General features: G+C 71.8%; 8 protein-coding genes and 1 pseudogene. 2 read left to right on the top strand and 7 right to left on the bottom strand.

The window, feature by feature from the left end:
* Positions 1-931, bottom strand: a 931-nt coding sequence (gene galE / locus SSBG_RS20445; RefSeq protein ID WP_037870254.1) for a UDP-glucose 4-epimerase GalE, incomplete at its 3' end; no start/stop codon positions are given.
* Positions 932-1220: 289 nt separating this feature from the next.
* On the opposite strand from galE, the gene SSBG_RS20440 reads away from it, so the two are divergent.
* Together SSBG_RS20440 and SSBG_RS20435 are read left to right on the top strand one after the other, a co-directional pair.
* Positions 1221-3491: a bifunctional glycosyltransferase/CDP-glycerol:glycerophosphate glycerophosphotransferase gene (locus SSBG_RS20440; protein ID WP_008747965.1), complete on the top strand. Its 2271-nt coding sequence runs from the start codon at positions 1221-1223 to the stop codon at positions 3489-3491.
* Positions 3492-3508: 17 nt separating this feature from the next.
* The gene (locus SSBG_RS20435; RefSeq protein ID WP_037871683.1) at positions 3509-7084 is read left to right on the top strand and encodes a bifunctional glycosyltransferase/CDP-glycerol:glycerophosphate glycerophosphotransferase; all 3576 of its coding nucleotides are present in this window, start codon (positions 3509-3511) and stop codon (positions 7082-7084) included.
* A 107-nt stretch (positions 7085-7191) separates the two neighbouring features.
* Here SSBG_RS20435 and SSBG_RS20430 read toward each other — a convergent pair whose 3' ends face one another.
* The 6 genes and pseudogenes from SSBG_RS20430 to SSBG_RS32790 all read right to left on the bottom strand — a co-directional run.
* Positions 7192-9258 carry a glycosyltransferase gene (locus SSBG_RS20430; RefSeq protein ID WP_008747963.1) on the bottom strand — a complete coding sequence of 689 codons (2067 nt, stop codon included), beginning with the start codon at positions 9256-9258 and terminating at the stop codon, positions 7192-7194.
* Between the two features lie 161 nt (positions 9259-9419).
* Positions 9420-13235, bottom strand: a complete 3816-nt coding sequence (locus SSBG_RS20425) for a bifunctional glycosyltransferase/CDP-glycerol:glycerophosphate glycerophosphotransferase (RefSeq protein WP_008747962.1) — start codon at positions 13233-13235, stop codon at positions 9420-9422.
* A 160-nt stretch (positions 13236-13395) separates the two neighbouring features.
* Positions 13396-14841 carry a GTPase ObgE gene (obgE, locus tag SSBG_RS20420; protein WP_008747961.1) on the bottom strand — a complete coding sequence of 482 codons (1446 nt, stop codon included), beginning with the start codon at positions 14839-14841 and terminating at the stop codon, positions 13396-13398.
* A gap of 180 nt (positions 14842-15021) precedes the next feature.
* Positions 15022-15276, bottom strand: a complete 255-nt coding sequence (rpmA, locus tag SSBG_RS20415) for a 50S ribosomal protein L27 (protein WP_008747960.1) — start codon at positions 15274-15276, stop codon at positions 15022-15024.
* 14 nt (positions 15277-15290) lie between these two features.
* Positions 15291-15611, bottom strand: coding sequence for a 50S ribosomal protein L21 (rplU, locus tag SSBG_RS20410; RefSeq protein ID WP_008747959.1), 321 nt, complete (start codon positions 15609-15611; stop codon positions 15291-15293).
* Between the two features lie 410 nt (positions 15612-16021).
* Positions 16022-16359, bottom strand: a pseudogene (locus SSBG_RS32790) (DNA-binding protein); the annotation flags it as partial.

Here is a 16359-nt window from a genome sequence, read left to right as displayed (position 1 = left end):
TCATCTCGTCCAGTCCGTACCGCGCGCTCCAGCCCAGCTCCGCGTGGATCGCGTCGGCGGAGGCCACGCAGCGGGCCGCGTCGCCCGGGCGGCGCGGGACGACCTCGGGGGCGAGTTCGGTGCGGCCGGTCGTCTTGAGGATGCGCTCGATCATCTCCCGTACGGAGCTGCCCTCGCCTCGGCCGATGTTGAGCCGCAGCGCGGTGCCCGCGGGGGCCTCCTCCAGGCGGCGGGCCGCGGCGAGATGGGCCTCGGCGATGTCCTGCACGTGCACGTAGTCGCGGACGCAGGTGCCGTCCGGGGTGTCGTAGTCGTCGCCGAAGACGAGCGGGGGACGGTCCGCGTCCAGGCGCTCGAAGACGAGGGGCACGAGGTTCGCCGCGCCCTTGTCGGCGAGTTCGGGCAGCCCCGCGCCGACGACGTTGAAGTACCGCAGGGCGATGGTGCGCGTCCCGTGGGCGACGGAGGCGTCCCGCAGCAGCCACTCGCCGATGAGCTTCGTCTCGCCGTACGGGGAGATCGGCAGGCAGGGCGTGTCCTCGGTGACCAGCTCGGCCTCGGGCACCCCGTACACGGAGGCGGAGGAGGAGAAGACGAGCCGGTCGATCCCGGCGGCCCGCATGGCCTCCATCAGGACGCGCAGGCCCTCGACGTTCTCGTGGTAGTAGTGCAGCGGCACCTCGACGGACTCGGCGACCTGCTTCTTGCCCGCGATGTGCAGGACTCCGGTCACCTCGTGTTCACCGAGGACCGTGTCGAGCCGTGCCCGGTCGAGCACGCTCCCGGTCTCCAGGGGCACCCCCGCGGGCAGTCGCGCCGCGTCGCCCGTGGACAGGTCGTCGTAGACGACGACCGGCACCCCCGCCCCCGCGAGCACCCGCACCACGTGCGACCCGATGTACCCGGCCCCGCCGGTGACCAGCCACGTCATTCTCGTCTTCCCTTGCCTTGTCGGAACTCGGCAACGAGCATGACATGGGTGGCAGGGAGTGAGCGGAATCACCCGTTCATGCCACTGACTCCCTCCGCGCTTCCTCCGTCTTTGTCGGCATTTGCTCCGACTAACAGAAAGAAAGCGAACAACCTATGTCTTCCGCGCGCGGCTACCGTCTCTTAGAGAACATCGTATGAATCACATAGGCTATGGCGGCGCTCATTGCGGGCCGCTGTCGCGAGCACCACTTGCGGTCTTCGTCATCTGATTGCGGAACAGGTCCAGAATGCCCCGATTCACCATCGTCGTGCCCGTCTTCAAGGTGCAGGGATATCTGGCCGCCTGCCTGGATTCCGTACTGGCGCAGGACTTCGACGACTACGAAGTGATCGGTGTCGACGACTGCTCCCCCGACGCCTCCGGGACGATCCTGGACGAGTTCGCGCGCCGCGACGCGCGGATCACGCCCCTGCACCTGGTGAAGAACGTCGGGCTGAGCGGCGCCCGCAACGCCGGACTGGCCCGCGCCACCGGGGAGTACGTTCTCTTCCTCGACAGTGACGACACGCTCACCCCCGGCAGCCTGCGGGCGATGGCCGCGCGCCTGGAGGCGACCGGCCCCGTGGACGTGCTGATCTACGACTACGCCCGCACGTACTGGGACGGCCGGCTCCTGCGCAACACCCGCAGCGCCCTCCTCACCGAGGAGGGCGCCGCCGCCTTCCCGCTGCGCGAACGCCCCGAGCTGCTCAGCCTGCTCCAGATCGCGTGGAACAAGGCGTACCGACGGGAGTTCATCGAGGAGCTGGGGCTGCGCTTCCCGCCCGGCTACTACGAGGACACGCCCTGGACCTACGCGACGCTGCTCGCCGCCGGCTCGCTCGCCGTGCTCGACCGGGTGTGCGTCCACTACCGGCAGCGGCGCGAGGGCGGCAACATCCTGCGCACCGTGAGCCGCAAGCACTTCGACGTCTTCGACCAGTACGCGCGCGTGTACGACTTCCTCGACGCGCTGCCCGACGGCGCCCACTGGCACACCGCGATGTTCGAGCGGATGATCGACCACTACCTCAAGATCATCAAGGAGCCCGGCCGGCTCCCCGAGGAGGCGCGGGCCGAGTTCTTCCACCGCGCCGCCGCCGACTACCGCGACCACCTGCCCGAGGGCTTCGTCCGCCCGAGCGGCGGCAAGGGCTACAAGTACGCCCTCCTGGAGCGCGACAACTTCCTGCTGATGTCCGGCGTCGGCAACGCCGCCAAGGGCCGCCGCGTCGCGAAGACCGCCGCCCGGCAGACGATCAACCAGTCCAAGCGCAAGGCCATGGGGCTGCTGTACCGCTCGCACCGGCAGGCCGACCTCGACCCGAACCTCGCCCTGTTCTCCTCGTACTGGAGCCGGTCCGTCAGCTGCAACCCGGCCGCCGTCGCGGCCGAGGCGAGCCGGCTCGCCCCGCACATACGCCAGGTGTGGGCGATACGCCCCGACCGGATGGCCAAGGTGCCCGCGGGCGTGCACGCCGTCCCGGTCGGCTCCCGCGAGTTCTGGGCGATGGCCGCCCGCGCCACGTACTTCGTCAACAACGTGAACTTCGCCGACACCCTCGTCAAGCGCGAAGGACAGATTCACGTCCAGACCCACCACGGCACACCGCTCAAGAAGATGGGTCTCGACCAGCGCGACTACCCCGTCTCCACCGGCATGGACTTCACCAAGCTCATGGAGCGCGTGGACCGCTGGGACTACAGCCTCAGCTCCAACGGGTACTCCACCCGCATCTGGGAGCGCGTGTACCCGAGCAACTACACGACGCTGGAGAGCGGCTACCCGCGCAATGACGTGCTCGTCAACGCCACCGCCGACGACGTCCGCGCCGCCCGCGCGGAACTCGGCCTCGGCGAGGGCACGACCGCCTTCCTCTACATGCCGACGCACCGCGACTACGAGCGCGAGTTCCACCCCCGCCTCGACCTGGCCGCGCTCGCCGCCCGGCTCGGCCCCGACACCGCGATCCTCGTGCGCGGCCACTACTTCTACGACACGTCGGGCCCGCTCGCCGGACAGCACGGCAGCGCGCGCGTCATCGACGTCTCGGCGCACCCCCGGGTGGAGACCCTCTACCTGGCCTCGGACGCGCTCATCACGGACTACTCCTCGGCGATGTTCGACTACGCCACCCTGGACCGGCCCATCGTCATCTACGCCGACGACTGGGACATCTACTCCACGGTGCGGGGCACCTACTTCGACCTGCGCGACGAGCCCCCGGGCGCGGTCGCCTTCTCGGAGGAGGAACTCGTGGACATCCTGCGCTCCGACGAGTGGCGCGACGCCGAGTCCGCCTCCGACCGCGCGGCCTTCCGGCGCCGCTTCTGCGAGTTCGACGACGGGCACGCCGCCGAACGCGTCGTGCGCCGCGTCTTCCTCGGGGAACAGCTGATCCGGCCCGTCACCCCGGTCGCCGAGCGCACCCCGGTCCCCTCCCCCTCCGAGCTCGCCCTTCCCGCGCCGTCCTCCGCAGCGGCCGATCAGCCCCGACCCCACGCCCAGTGGGCCTGACGAAAGGACCGCTCGCCGTGGCCGTGCGCCTGAGCGTGATCGTTCCCATCTACAACGTGGAGACTTATCTCCCGGCCTGTCTGGACTCGCTGCGCGCGCAGACCTTCGAGGACCTCGAAGTCATCATGGTCGACGACGGCTCCCCCGACGACTCGGCCCGCATCGCCGCCGACTACGCGGAGCTGGACGAGCGCTTCCGCCTGGTGCGCAAGGCGAACGCGGGCCTCGGCGCGGCCCGCAACACCGGCCTGGAGCACGTCAGCCCCGGCTCCGAGTACCTCGCCTTCGTGGACAGCGACGACCTCATCCCGCCGGACGCCTACCGGCTGATGGTCTCCAGCCTCGACGAGTCCGGCTCCGACTTCGCCACCGGGAACGTGCACCACCTGCGCGGGGAGAACACCTGGCAGGTGCCGCTCCTCAAGATGCTGTCGGGCCAGGCGGTGCGGCGCACCCACATATCCGAGCGCCCGGCCCTCGTCGCCGACCGCATCGCCTGCAACAAGGTGTGGCGGCGCACCTTCTGGGACGAGGGGACGGGCCGGTTCCCCGAGGGCGTCTGGTACGAGGACACCCCGGTCACCGTCACCGCCCACTACCGGGCGCGGGCCATCGACATCATCGGGGAGCCCGTCTACTTCTGGCGGCTGCGCGAGGGCGAGGCCGGCCTCTCCATCACCCAGCGGCGCACCGAGCCGCAGGGCGTGCGCGACCGGGTCGACGCCTGCCTGGTGGTGAGCGAGTTCCTCACCGCCCGCTCCGGCGCCGAGTGGACGAAGTACAAGCACCAGTACGACGACCGGGTGCTCCGCGACGACCTGCGGCTGTTCCTGCGCGTCCTGCCCGAGGGGGACGCCGAGTACCACGCGGCCTTCCTCAAGGCGGCGAACAAGTACCTCGACACGGTCGATCCCGAGGTTGTCCTCGCGCTCCCCACCGACCTGCGCGTCCAGTGGCTCCTGGTGCGCAAGCACGCGCTGACCGAGCTTCTCGCGCTGCTCGCCTCGCAGCGGCGCAAGGACCCGGTCGGGGTCAGCGGCTCGCTGCGCAAGTACGCCGAGTTCGCCCCGCTGGAGAAGAGCGGGCTCACGCTGCCGAAGTCGTTCCTGCGCATCGACCCGGACCTCTCGCTCCGCGCGCCCATCGAGTCCGTCGAGTGGGAGAACGGCAAGCTCGTGCTGCGCGGCGACGCGTGGATCGACAAGATCGACATGCCGGGCAAGCGCGGCGTCGTGAAGGTCGTCCAGCTCACCCTGGACAAGTCCCGACGCCGTATGTTCCTGCCCGCGCACAACGTGCACAGCCCGGTGCGCACCACGACCTCCGGCGAGAAGATCCACAACTACGACTGGGCGGGCTGGGAGCTCGCGATCGACCCGGGCAAGTTCCGCAAGGGCGGCAAGTGGATCGAGGGTGTCTGGCACGTCGGCATCAACGTGCACGCCTCCGGCCTCGTCCGGCGCGGCGCGGTCTGGGCGCGGGGCTCGGCCGGGGCGAACTTCCCGCTCTACCACTGGCTCGACCGCGACCACCGGCTCGTGCCCTACGCCGAGCGCGGCGCGCTCAAGATGCGGCTGGAGCGCGTCAAGGTCCTCATCACCGACCGCCGCAGGTCCGGTGACGACCTGGTGATCGGGGGCGAGCTGCGCACCGAGCTGAACGCCGAGGAGAGCCTCTACCTGCGGCTGAGCAACCCGCAGTCCGGTGAGCGCATGGAGTACCCGGCCGAGGTGAACGCCTCCGTCGGCCTGGGCACCTTCCACGCCCGGGTCCCGATCGCCGACGCGGCGATCGCCCAGGAGGAGGGCGAGGAGGCCGCGCGCACCAAGAAGCGGCAGTGGAGCACCGTCCTCGTGGCGAAGAAGGCGGACGGCACGGAACGCTGGTTCAGCAGCGTCGTCGCCGAAGGTCTGGCCGACCTCAGCTTCGAGCTGCCTCCGGTGCCCGGCATCGCGCACGAGCACCACGAGGTGGCCATCACCTCGGGGAACAACGGTTACCTCAAGATCGTCGGCCGTACGCAGCGCGCGGTCCTCACCCGGGTCGCCGAGGAGAACGGCGCGCTGACGCTGCGCGGGCACGCCCCGCGCTCCCGCGTGGGCGACGCCCTGGTCCTCAAGGCCAGGGGCCGCTTCGAGCACCGGACCGTCCCGGTCGACTGGAACGAGGACGGTACGTTCTCGGTCTCCTTCGACCCCTCCACGCTCGGCGGCAAGGACGGCGGGCTCCCCCTCAAGGCGGGGCGCTGGAACTTCCACCTGCGCGGGCAGGACGAGAACGTCCCCGAGCTGAGCTTCGTCAACGACCGGCTGGCCCTGCGGCAGTTCCCGCTGCGCGCCACGCTGGGCGAGCGCCGCTACTGGATCGAGAACCTGTGGGGCTTCTTCCCGCAGCTCAACTGCCGTACCGAGCTGAGCGACATGGAGAGCGGCCCGACCCGGCAGGCCCAGCTGCGGCGCTCCGTGTACGAGACCCTGCGGGAGCAGGCGCCGCTGCGCGACCAGGTCTTCTACCTGAGCTACAACGGCAAGCAGTACTCGGACAGCCCGCGCGCGATGCACGAGGAGCTGCTGCGCCGGGGTTCGGCGCTGCGCCACCTGTGGGCCGTGCGCGACGGGCAGGTCGCGCTGCCGCCGACGGCGGAGAAGGTCCGCATGTGGGGCACCGAGTGGTTCGAGGCGCTCGCCACCTCCCGGTACATCGTGACCAACGGGCACCTGCCGGAGTGGGTGGAGCGGCGGCCGGGTCAGGTCATCGTCCAGACCTGGCACGGGACGATGCTCAAGAAGATCGGCCACGACATCGAGACGCTGTACTTCGACAAGGAGTACCAGAACCGGCTGGCGGTCGAGGCGAACAACTGGAGCCTGCTCGTCTCCTCCAACCGCTTCAGCACCCCGATCCTCAAGCGGGCCTTCTCCTACGACGGGGAGATCCTGGAGGCCGGGTACCCGCGCAACGACCAGCTGTACGCGGCCGACCGGGACAAGATCGCGGAGGCCACCCGGCGCACCCTCGGCGTGCCGCCCGGCAAGAAGGTCGTCCTGTACGCGCCCACCTGGCGTGACGACAAGACGCACAGCGCGGGCCAGTACCGCTTCGACATGCGGATCGACCTGGAGGACGCCCAGCGGCGGCTCGGCGACGAGTACGTCCTCGTCGTCCGCAAGCACTCGAACGTGGTGGACGCGGTGCCGGGCGCGGGCAACGGCTTCGTGATCGACGCCTCGGAGCACCCGGACGTCGCGGAGCTGTACCTGGCCGCCGACGTCATGGTCACGGACTACTCCTCGGTGATGTTCGACTACGCGCACCTGCGCCGGCCGATGGTCTTCTTCACGTACGACCTGGAGCACTACCGCGACAAGCTGCGGGGCTTCTACTTCGACTTCGAGAAGTCCTCGCCCGGCCCGCTCGTCTCCACGTCCGAGGAACTCGTGGACGCGCTCGCGGACATCGGCGCGGTGTCCGCCCGCTACCGCGAGCGGTTCGAGGAGTTCCACTACCAGTTCTGCGACCTGGACGACGGCATGGCCTCCGCCCGCGTCGTGGACCGGATGCTCAAGCAGGCCCAGGAGGCGCGCTACCGCTGAGCCGGGTGCCGCCCGGCCCCCCGGGCGGCAGCGGCCGCCGGCGACACGACGAAGGGCCTCGGCCACCGGAGATCCGGTGACCGAGGCCCTTCGCGCGAGCGGCGCGGTCAGCCGGTGGCCGTGACCGTCTTGAAGGCGAGCTGGGCGGCGGCGGTGTAGTACGGGCGGATCTCCACCCGCTCCTTCGCGGCTCCCGGCTGCGCGAGCGGACGGGCGCGGAAGAGCCCGCCGCGTGCGGCGGCACGCGAGGGGGCCTCGGCCTCGGCGCCGGTGTGCGGCTGCGCGGGGCGGCTCACCACGGGGCGCTGGTAGGTGTAGACGCCGATCGGCTCCAGTACGTCGGTGGCCAGCTTGGACACGCGTACCCGGGGCGCGTCCTTGCCGGGCCGCAGGAACACGTCCCAGATCCGTTCCTCACCCGTGTGCTGCGCGGCGAGGAGGGAGAAGTCGATACGGGCCCGGACGCGCCGCGTCTCGCCGTCCGGTTCGGCGGTGGCGGGGAAGCTCAGCACGCGGTTGGCGTCGGCGCGCAGGACGAGTTCGAGTTCGCAGCCCGGCCCGGTCTCGGCGCCCCACAGGGCGATCTCGGCGTCGGCGGCCGTGTCCCCCACCTTCATCGCCCCGCCCTCGGCGTGCGCGGGACGGACGGTGCTGCGCACGCACAGCCGCTCGTGCGGGCCGAGGTAGGGCAGCAGCAGCTCCATGGCGGGGCCGTCCGCCGGGCGGGGCAGCGGGACGCCGAGGATCTCGCGGGTGTCGATGCCGAAGCCGTCGGTGACCAGCGGCACCTCGTGGCCGGCCGCGACGCGCAGGGAGAACTCCCAGCGTCCCTCGGGCAGTCCGGCCCGCCAGGGGATGAACGCGGTGCCCTCGGCGGCGAAGGGGAAGGTGTACTCGCCGCCCGGTGCCTTTCCGGCGGGCCGGGCCACGAGGACGGCGCCGTCCTCCGCGCCGGCCGGGAGGGGTTCGCGGGTGGAGACGACGAGCGAGCCGTTGTCGGTGGTGCGGACCCCCACCTGGCGCGGCAGGGCGCGCCGGGCGAAGCCGTCGGCGAGGATCGCCTCGAAGCGTTCCCTGCTCGCGGTCTCCTGGAAGGCGACGGCCTTGAGCACGGCGGCGCGGCCCATGCGGCGGCGGCGGTCCTCGTCCTCGACGAGTTCCAGGAGCGCGGCGGCGAGGCCGTCGTTGTCGTTCTTGGGGACGATCAGGCCGTCCTCGCCGTGCGTGATGATGTTGCGCGGGCCGTGGTCGGCGTCGAAGCTCACGACGGGCAGCCCGGCGGCCATGGCCTCGACGATGACGTTGCCGAAGGCTTCGCGCTTGGACGGCAGCACGAAGACGGACGCCTTCGCGAACTCCGGCGAGACGGGAGCGGTGGGGCCCATGAGCAGGGTCGAGTTGGACAGGCCGAGCTGCTCGATCCGGGCGCGCAGGTTCGCCTGCTCCGCGCCGCCGCCGTAGATGCGCAGCCGCCAGTCGGGGTGCTTGTCCACGACGACCCGGAACGCCTCGATGAGGGCGAGGTGGTTCTTGTTCCCGGTGAGGACTCCGGCGGTGACGATGAGCTTGTTGCGCCCGGTGGCCTGGGTGGGGGAGGCCGGGACGCAGTTGGGCATCGGGGCGAGCCGGTTGCGGACCGCCGGGACCAGCCGCCCGATGCTCTGGACCTCCTCGGGCGTGACGGCGGTGAGCACGTCGAGGGCCTGGTACGCCTCGAAGAGCCGGTTGCGGTAGTAGTCCGCGTAGATGGAGGGCATCGAGTGCTCCTGCGTCACGCGCAGGTAGTCGCCCTCGGCGTAGGACAGCATGATCGTGTTGCGCGGGCTGGAGCTGACCACGACGTCGGCGTCGGTGGTGGCGAGGTAGTGCAGCAGCCGCTTCTCGCCGAGGCGCCCGACGCTGGGCTTCTTCTCGGTGGGAGCCACCGGGTAGACCTTCGGGAACTCGTGCGCGAGCGGGTCGTCGAGGTCGCTCTCGGGCGCGTGCGGGCGCATGTCGGTCAGGACCCGGACGCGGACGCGGGGGTCGAGCGGGAAGTAGGACTGGTCCCGCACCTTGCGCAGCGCGACGATCTCCACCTCGTGCCGCTGAGCGAGCGCTCCGGCGAGGTTCTGCGTGGCGCTGACGACCCCGCCCATGTGGCACAGGTCCCGGACCAGAAAGGCTATCTTCACGTCTCCCGCTTCCCTACATCTGCCGCGTCGATCCGTCCAGAGGAGCACTGTGCGGGACCGGCGCGACAGCCCCGGCCGGTGCTCGGGGCGCAAGGCCCCAAGGTACAGACCCGGAGGGGAGCCCGCTGGATGCGTCGGGAGCGGGAATGTGAGGGGAGTCATCACCCGCCGCTCCACGGCCCCTCCGGCGCCGCCGCCTCCTCCGGCCCCGACGCCCCCGCCGCGCCCGACGCCGCCACCGCGCCGGGCGCCCCCGCCGCTCCCTCCGCCAGCATCCGCTCCACGAGCCGTTCCGTCGCGTGGCCGTCGTCCAGGTCGCAGAACTCCTCGTGGAAGAGCTGGTAGCGCTCGCTGTAGTCGGCGGTGACGCGGTCGATGTCGCGCAGGGCCGCGAGGAGTTCGCCGGTCGTGCGGACGAGGGGGCCGGGGGCGTTGCGCTCGAAGTCGAAGTAGAAACCGCGCAGGGTGTCGCGGTAGTGCTCCAGGTCGTAGGTGAAGAAGACCATGGGACGGCGCAGGTGCGCGTAGTCGAACATCACGGACGAGTAGTCGGTGACGAGGACGTCGGCGGCCAGGTACAACTCGGAGATGTCGGGGTGGCCGGAGACGTCGATGACGAAGCCGTCGCCCGCTCCCGTGACGCCGTCCACGGTGTTGGAGTGGGGGCGCACCAGGAGGACGTGGTCGTGGCCGAGTTCGGCGCGGGCGCGCGCGGTGTCGAGCTTGAGGTCGAAGCGGAAGCGGCCCTGGCCGTGGGCGTCGTCGTCGCGCCAGGTGGGGGCGTAGAGGATGACGCGTTTGCCGGGCGGGACGCCGAGGGCCTCGCGGATCTCCTTGGCGCGCTCGGCACGGTCGGGAGCGTAGAGCACGTCGTTGCGCGGGTAGCCGGTCTCCAGGATCTCCCCGTCGAAGCCCATGGAGCGGCGCAGGATGGGCGTGCTGAAGCGGTTCGCGGAGACGAGGAAGGTCCAGTTCCGGGACTCGGCGCGCAGTTGCTCGTGGTAGTCGGGGTTGAAGGCGGGGGCCTCGATGTCGAGGCCGATCTTCTTGAGCATCGTGCCGTGCCAGGTCTGCACGACGACCTGGCCGGGGCGGCGCTCGATCCAGTGCGGCAGATGCGCGTTGGTCACGATGTAGCGGGCGCGCGCGAGGGCGTCGTACCACTCCTCGCTCCACAGCCGCACCTTGCGCGCGGTGGGCGGGAGCCGCGCCTGGTCGTCGCGGACGAGCCAGAGCTGTTCGAGCGTGCTGCCCCGGCGGACCAGTTCCTCGTGCACGGCGCGCGGGCTGTCCGAGTACTGCTTGCCGTTGTAGCTGATGAAGAGGACGGCGTCGCGCAGCGGTTTGCTCCGCCCTGCCTCGTAGACGTCCCTGCGCAGCCGGGCCTGGTGGTAGGCGCCGCGCTCGTGGGTGCGCAGCTCGGAGTGGCAGTGGAGCTGCGGGAAGTCGTGCCAGCGGGCCTGGAGCTCGTAGGCGCGCCCGTCGGCCGTGCCGGTGACGGGGAAGGCGGGGACGGCGAGGCGGTCGATGGTGCAGGGCACGTCGAGCGGCTGCCCGGGGACGCGCAGGAGGAAGTTCCACCGTCCGCTGGTGAGCGGCAGTCCGCCGTTGGCGCGCGAGGGCGTGCAGCGGGCCTCGAAGCGTCCGCCGGGCAGGGGGCGCACCTCGCCCGTGTGCTCCTCGAAACGGTCGCGTGCCGTGAGGACGAGGGCGGCGCCTTCGAGGCCGAGGGGCGCGCTGCCGCGCAGGGTGTACGCGCCGTCCTCCCAGGTGACCTCGGTCAGCCTGGCCTGGACGGCGCGCCCGACGATCTTGAGGTAGCCGTTGCTGCCGCTCAGGAGCGCGACCTCGTACCCCTCGGCGCCGGGCGCGAGGGAGGCGGGCAGCCGGACCTGGAGGTCGCCGAGACCGTCGCGCACGACGGTGGAGTAGTGGCGGCGCGGGCCCGTCGCGGGAATCACGACGAGGCTCGTGCTCCAGGCCCTGCGGGCGGCGAGGAGCGCGGCGGCGGCGACGGGCGCGGGGGTGCCGGACGGGGAGTCCGGCTTCCCGGTCTCCGGCGCGGGTACGGGGCGCAGGTCGGCGTCCGCGGTGGCGGTGCCCCCGCCGGCGTCGGCGGCGGCGCGGGCGTCCTCGCGTTCCTGGCCCGCCTCGGCCGTCTCGCCGCTGTCGGCACTGCTCCCGGGGAGCAGCGCGACGGTGTCGAGCGGGACCCGTACGGTGAAGTCCGCCCGCTCCGTGCCGTGCCGCACCTCGCAGTCGTGGTCGTGGCTCTCGCCGGTCCTGTGGTTGGTGAGGCGGAGCACGAGCCGGTCGCCGGGGGCCGGCGGGTGGCGCAGGGTGCCCGTGATCCCGACGGCGTCCTCGCCGAGCGGGTGGTGTCCCGTGATGAGCGCGCGGACCCGCTCGACGCGCAGCCGCAGCACGCCGTGCTCGCTGTACGGCAGCAGCCGGTGGTCCGCGTCGAGCCACTGGTACGGGGGGTTGCCCGCCGTGTCGGGGCCCTTCGCGGCGAGCCCGCGGCGGCGCACGAGGCCGCCGCTCGCCAGGACGACGCCGATCCGCCACACGCTCTCGCGCCAGCCCTCGGCCGGGCGCAGCCGGGCGGGGTCGACGAGGTGGCTGAAACCGGACCAGTCGTAGGTGTGCTGGCCGCGCCCGGAGAGGACGGTCGCCTCGGGGCAGTGGACGTTGCGGGTGGGCAGGACGAGGCGGCGCCCGGTGCCCTCCTCGACGAGGGCGAGGGCCTTGACGGCGCTGAGCGGGCCCGGCTGGTCGATCCGGTCGATGTAGGCGTGCCCGGTGAGCCGCAGGCGGCCCTCCTCGAAGGACAGGCTGCGCAGCGTGGCGAGCAGGTGCAGGTCGCGGTCCACGCGGTGGACACGCTTGGGCAGCGGCCCGCCGGTGGCGGGGGCGCTCTCGTAGGAGACGTACTTGCGCAGCCCGCCGTGCAGGCGCCCGCGGCCGCCCGCGCGTTCCTCGGCGAGGATGCCGAGCAGCGGCTGGATCTCGTGCTTGCGCACGAGGAGCCATTTGATCCGCGCGTGGGCGGGCAGCTCGTGGACGGTGCGCGGGTCGACGCGGTCGAGGAAGGCGTTGGCGGCGCGGAGGAACGCGGCGCGGTAGGCGTCGTCGCCCTCGGGAAGGACCTTGAGGAAGGCCCACAGGTCGCTGACGAGGACGTTGCGGTCGAAGGCGGCGCGCAGCGCGGCGGCCCCGGGTTCGGGGCGGCCCGCGAGGAAGCGGCTCACCTCGGTGACGGCGGCCGCCCGGTCCCGTACCGCTTTCGGCTCGGTGCGGCGCTGGGTGATCGAGGGCCCGGCCTCGCCCTCGCGCATCCGCCAGTAGTAGACCGGTTCGGAGACGATGTCGACGGCCTCGGCGAGGAAGTGCGCGGGGACGATGACGGGGGTGTCCTCGTAGAGCACGCCGACAGGGAAGCGCAGGCCGTGGCGGGTCCAGAAGTCCCTGCGGAAGACCTTGTTGCAGGCGATGCGGTCGGTGAGGAGTTTCCGCTTGCGCGTCACGTGGGTGCGCCGCTCGGCGCCCGCGCCGAGGAAGCGGTGCATGGGCGACTGCCAGACGCGCCGGGAGTCGATGTGCCGGACGTTGCCGGTCGCGAAGTCGGAGCCGCTCGCGTCGAGGCTCGCGAGCATGAGCCGGTAGGCGTCGGCGGGGACCATGTCGTCGCTGTCGACGAAGGCCAGGAACTCGGCGGCGGGGTGCGCCGCGTCGACGCCGGTGTTGCGCGCCGCGCCGAGCCCCTGGTTCTCCTGCCGTACGAGGCGGAAGCGGGGGTCGCGCCGGGCGTACTCCTCGGCGATGAGGGCCGAGCCGTCCGGGGAGCCGTCGTCCACGACGACGATCTCGATCTCGCGCAGGGTCTGCGCGGCGAGCGAGTCGAGGCAGGCGGGGAGGTAGGTCTCGACGTCGTAGACGGGGACGATGACGCTCAGGCGGGGCGGGACGGCAGACATGGCCCCACGTTCGCAGCGGTGTGCGCGCCGCGCGCGGAGACGTCCGCCTTCCGGGTGCTTCCGTCGCGCGGACGGCCGCTACTCCGTGGGGCCGCGGGCGGGGAAACGCGGCGGGCCCCGCGCTCCCGGAGGAGGGCGGGGCCCGCGTGCCGGGGCGTGCTCAGAGTTCGCCGAAGGGGTCGAAGCCCTCGAACTGCTTCTGCACCTCGTCGCGCTCCGCCTGCCGGTCCCTGCGCCGCTGCACGGCGGGGCGCAGCGGGTCGAGCCGGTGGTCCTCGCCGCGGCGGCCGAGCATCTCGGCGCCCGCGAGCATCGTCGGCTCCCAGTCGAAGACGACGGCGTTCTCCTCGGGGCCGATCGCGACGCCGTCCCCGGCGCGGGCGCCGGCCTTCATGAGCTGTTCCTCGACACCGAGGCGGTTGAGGCGGTCCGCGAGGTAGCCGACGGCCTCGTCGTTGTTGAAGTCGGTCTGCCGCACCCAGCGCTCGGGCTTCTCGCCGCGGACGCGGTAGATGCCGTTGTCCTCCAGCGTCACGGTGAACCCGGCGTCGTCCACGGCCTTGGGGCGGATGACGACGCGCGTCGCCTCCTCCTTCGGCCTGGAGGCGCGGTAGCGGGCGACGAGGTCGCCGAGAGCGAAGCTCAGCTCGCGCAGCCCGGTGTGGGCGACGGCCGAGACCTCGAAGACCTGGTAGCCGCGGGCCTCCAGGTCGGGGCGGACCATCTCGGCGAGGTCCTTGCCGTCGGGCACGTCGATCTTGTTGAGGACCACGACGCGGGGCCGCTTGTTGAGGCCGCCGTACTGCTGGAGCTCCTCCTCGATGACGTCGAGGTCGGAGAGGGGATCGCGGTCGGATTCGAGCGTGGCGGTGTCCAGTACGTGCACGAGCACCGAGCAGCGCTCGACGTGCCGCAGGAACTCCAGGCCGAGGCCCTTGCCCTGGCTGGCGCCGGGGATGAGGCCGGGCACGTCGGCGACGGTGAAGACCGTCTCGCCGGCCGTGACGACGCCGAGGTTGGGGACGAGCGTCGTGAAGGGGTAGTCGGCGATCTTCGGCCGCGCGGCCGAGAGCACCGAGATGAGCGAGGACTTGCCCGCGCTCGGGTAGCCGACGAGGGCGACGTCCGCGACGGTCTTGAGCTCCAGGAGGAGGTCGGAGGCGTCGCCGGGCTCGCCGAGCAGCGCGAAGCCGGGCGCCTTGCGGCGGGCCGAGGAGAGCGCGGCGTTGCCGAGGCCGCCGCGCCCGCCGGAGGCGGCGACGAAGCTGGTGCCCTGGCCGACGAGGTCGGCGAGGACGTTCCCGGCGCCGTCGAGCACGACGGTGCCGTCCGGGACGGGCAGGACGAGGTCCTGGCCGTCCTTGCCGGAGCGGTTGCCGCCCTCGCCGGGCTTGCCGTTGGTGGCCTTGCGGTGCGGGCTGTGGTGGTAGTCGAGGAGCGTCGTCACGGACTGCTCCACGACGAGGATCACGTCGCCGCCGCGACCGCCGTTGCCGCCGTCCGGGCCGCCGAGCGGCTTGAACTTCTCCCGGTGCACGGAGGCGCAGCCGTGGCCTCCGTTACCCGCGGCGACGTGCAGTTCGACGCGGTCCACGAAGGTGGTCATGGGTGTGCCTCCAGTACTGCGGGTGAAAAGTGCTACGAGCTGTGTCCATGGTGCGGGATCGCACCCCATGGCCGCACAACGCGCGAAAGGCGGACTCGCTTCCCGCCGGTGCTGTCGGTGGGAGGGAGTCCGCCCTCGCGGAAAACCACGCGTGCCGTCACGCGCCGCCGATGCGTGCGATCAGACGACGGGGACGATGTTCACGACGTTGCGGCCACGCTTGGTGCCGAACTGGACCGCACCCGCGTCGAGCGCGAAGAGGGTGTCGTCCTTGCCGCGGCCGACACCGGCGCCCGGGTGGAAGTGGGTACCGCGCTGGCGGACGATGATCTCACCGGCGTTGACGACCTGACCGCCGAAGCGCTTCACGCCGAGCCGCTGAGCATTGGAATCGCGGCCGTTCCGGGTGGACGACGCGCCCTTCTTGTGTGCCATGTCTCCTCAGTCCCTTACTTCGCAGCCGTGGGGATCTCAGTGACCTTGACCGCCGTGTACTGCTGGCGGTGGCCCTGACGACGGCGGTAGCCGGTCTTGTTCTTGTAGCGCAGAATGTCGATCTTCTGGCCCTTGTGGTGGTCGACGACCTCGGCCACGACCTTGATACCGGCCAGCACCCACGGGTCGCTGGTGACGGCCTCGCCGTCGACGAGCAGCAGGGTCGAGAGCTCGACCGTGTCGCCCACATTGGCAGTGGAAATCTTGTCAACCTCAACGATGTCGCCGACAGCAACCTTGTGCTGGCGACCACCGCTGCGCACGATGGCGTACACGCGGATCTCACTCTCTGTGCTCGAAAACGGGACCTCCTGATGCCAGCCGCCCGCCGGAGGCAGGGGAGAACCCCGGTCCACCGAAGGAGGGATGAGCGGCCTCCCCGGGGCTCATGACGGCGAGGACGCCGCCCGCCCGGAGGTGGGGTGCTCAGAAGGTGGCGCCAAAGACGCCAAGGGCCAAGAGTACGGGGCCCCCGCGCAGAGGGTCAAACCGGCCCCGGAGCGACGCCGGTGGGCGTTCCCCGGACGGAACCGGAGCGGAAGGGACGCGGAGCGGGGGCGGAAGGGGCGGGCACGGCGGCGTCCGGGCGGCCGTGCGCTCCCCGGCGGCCGTGCGCCCCGTACGCGGAGAGGCCGCCCCCGCGTGGGGGCGGCCTCTCACCGCGGCGGACCGCTCAGGACACCGCTCAGGACTCGGCGCCCTCCGGCGACTCCGCCGTCTTGCGCGTCGTCGCCTTCTTCGCGGGCGCCTTCTTCGCGGCCGTCTTCTTGGCCGGAGCCTTCTTGGCCGCTGCGGTCGTCTTCTTGGCGGCGGTGGTCTTCTTCGCCGCCGTCTTGCGGACCGCCTTCTTCGCGGGCGCCGTCTCCTCCGCCGGGGCCTCCACGGCTGCCCCGGGGGCCTCCGTGACCGCTTCCGGGGCCTCCACGGGCGCCTCGGCCGCCTTCTTCGCCGTCGCCTTCTTGGTCGCGGCCTTCTTGGCCGCTGCGGTCAGTCTTCTTGGCGGCGGTGGTCTTCTTCGCCGCC

Source organism: Streptomyces sp. SPB074, from assembly GCF_000154905.1.
Classification (GTDB): Bacteria; Actinomycetota; Actinomycetes; order Streptomycetales; family Streptomycetaceae; genus Streptomyces.
This window is presented reverse-complemented; position numbering and strand designations above follow the sequence as displayed.

Bases quoted from the DNA above. Each gene is read 5' to 3' on its own strand.
- SSBG_RS20425 (WP_008747962.1), bottom strand. From the start codon at position 13,235: ATGTCTGCCGTCCCGCCCCGCCTGAGCGTCATCGTCCCCGTCTACGAC.
- obgE (WP_008747961.1), bottom strand. From the start codon at position 14,841: ATGACCACCTTCGTGGACCGCGTCGAACTGCACGTCGCCGCGGGTAAC.
- rpmA (WP_008747960.1), bottom strand. From the start codon at position 15,276: ATGGCACACAAGAAGGGCGCGTCGTCCACCCGGAACGGCCGCGATTCC.
- SSBG_RS20440 (WP_008747965.1), top strand. From the start codon at position 1,221: ATGCCCCGATTCACCATCGTCGTGCCCGTCTTCAAGGTGCAGGGATAT.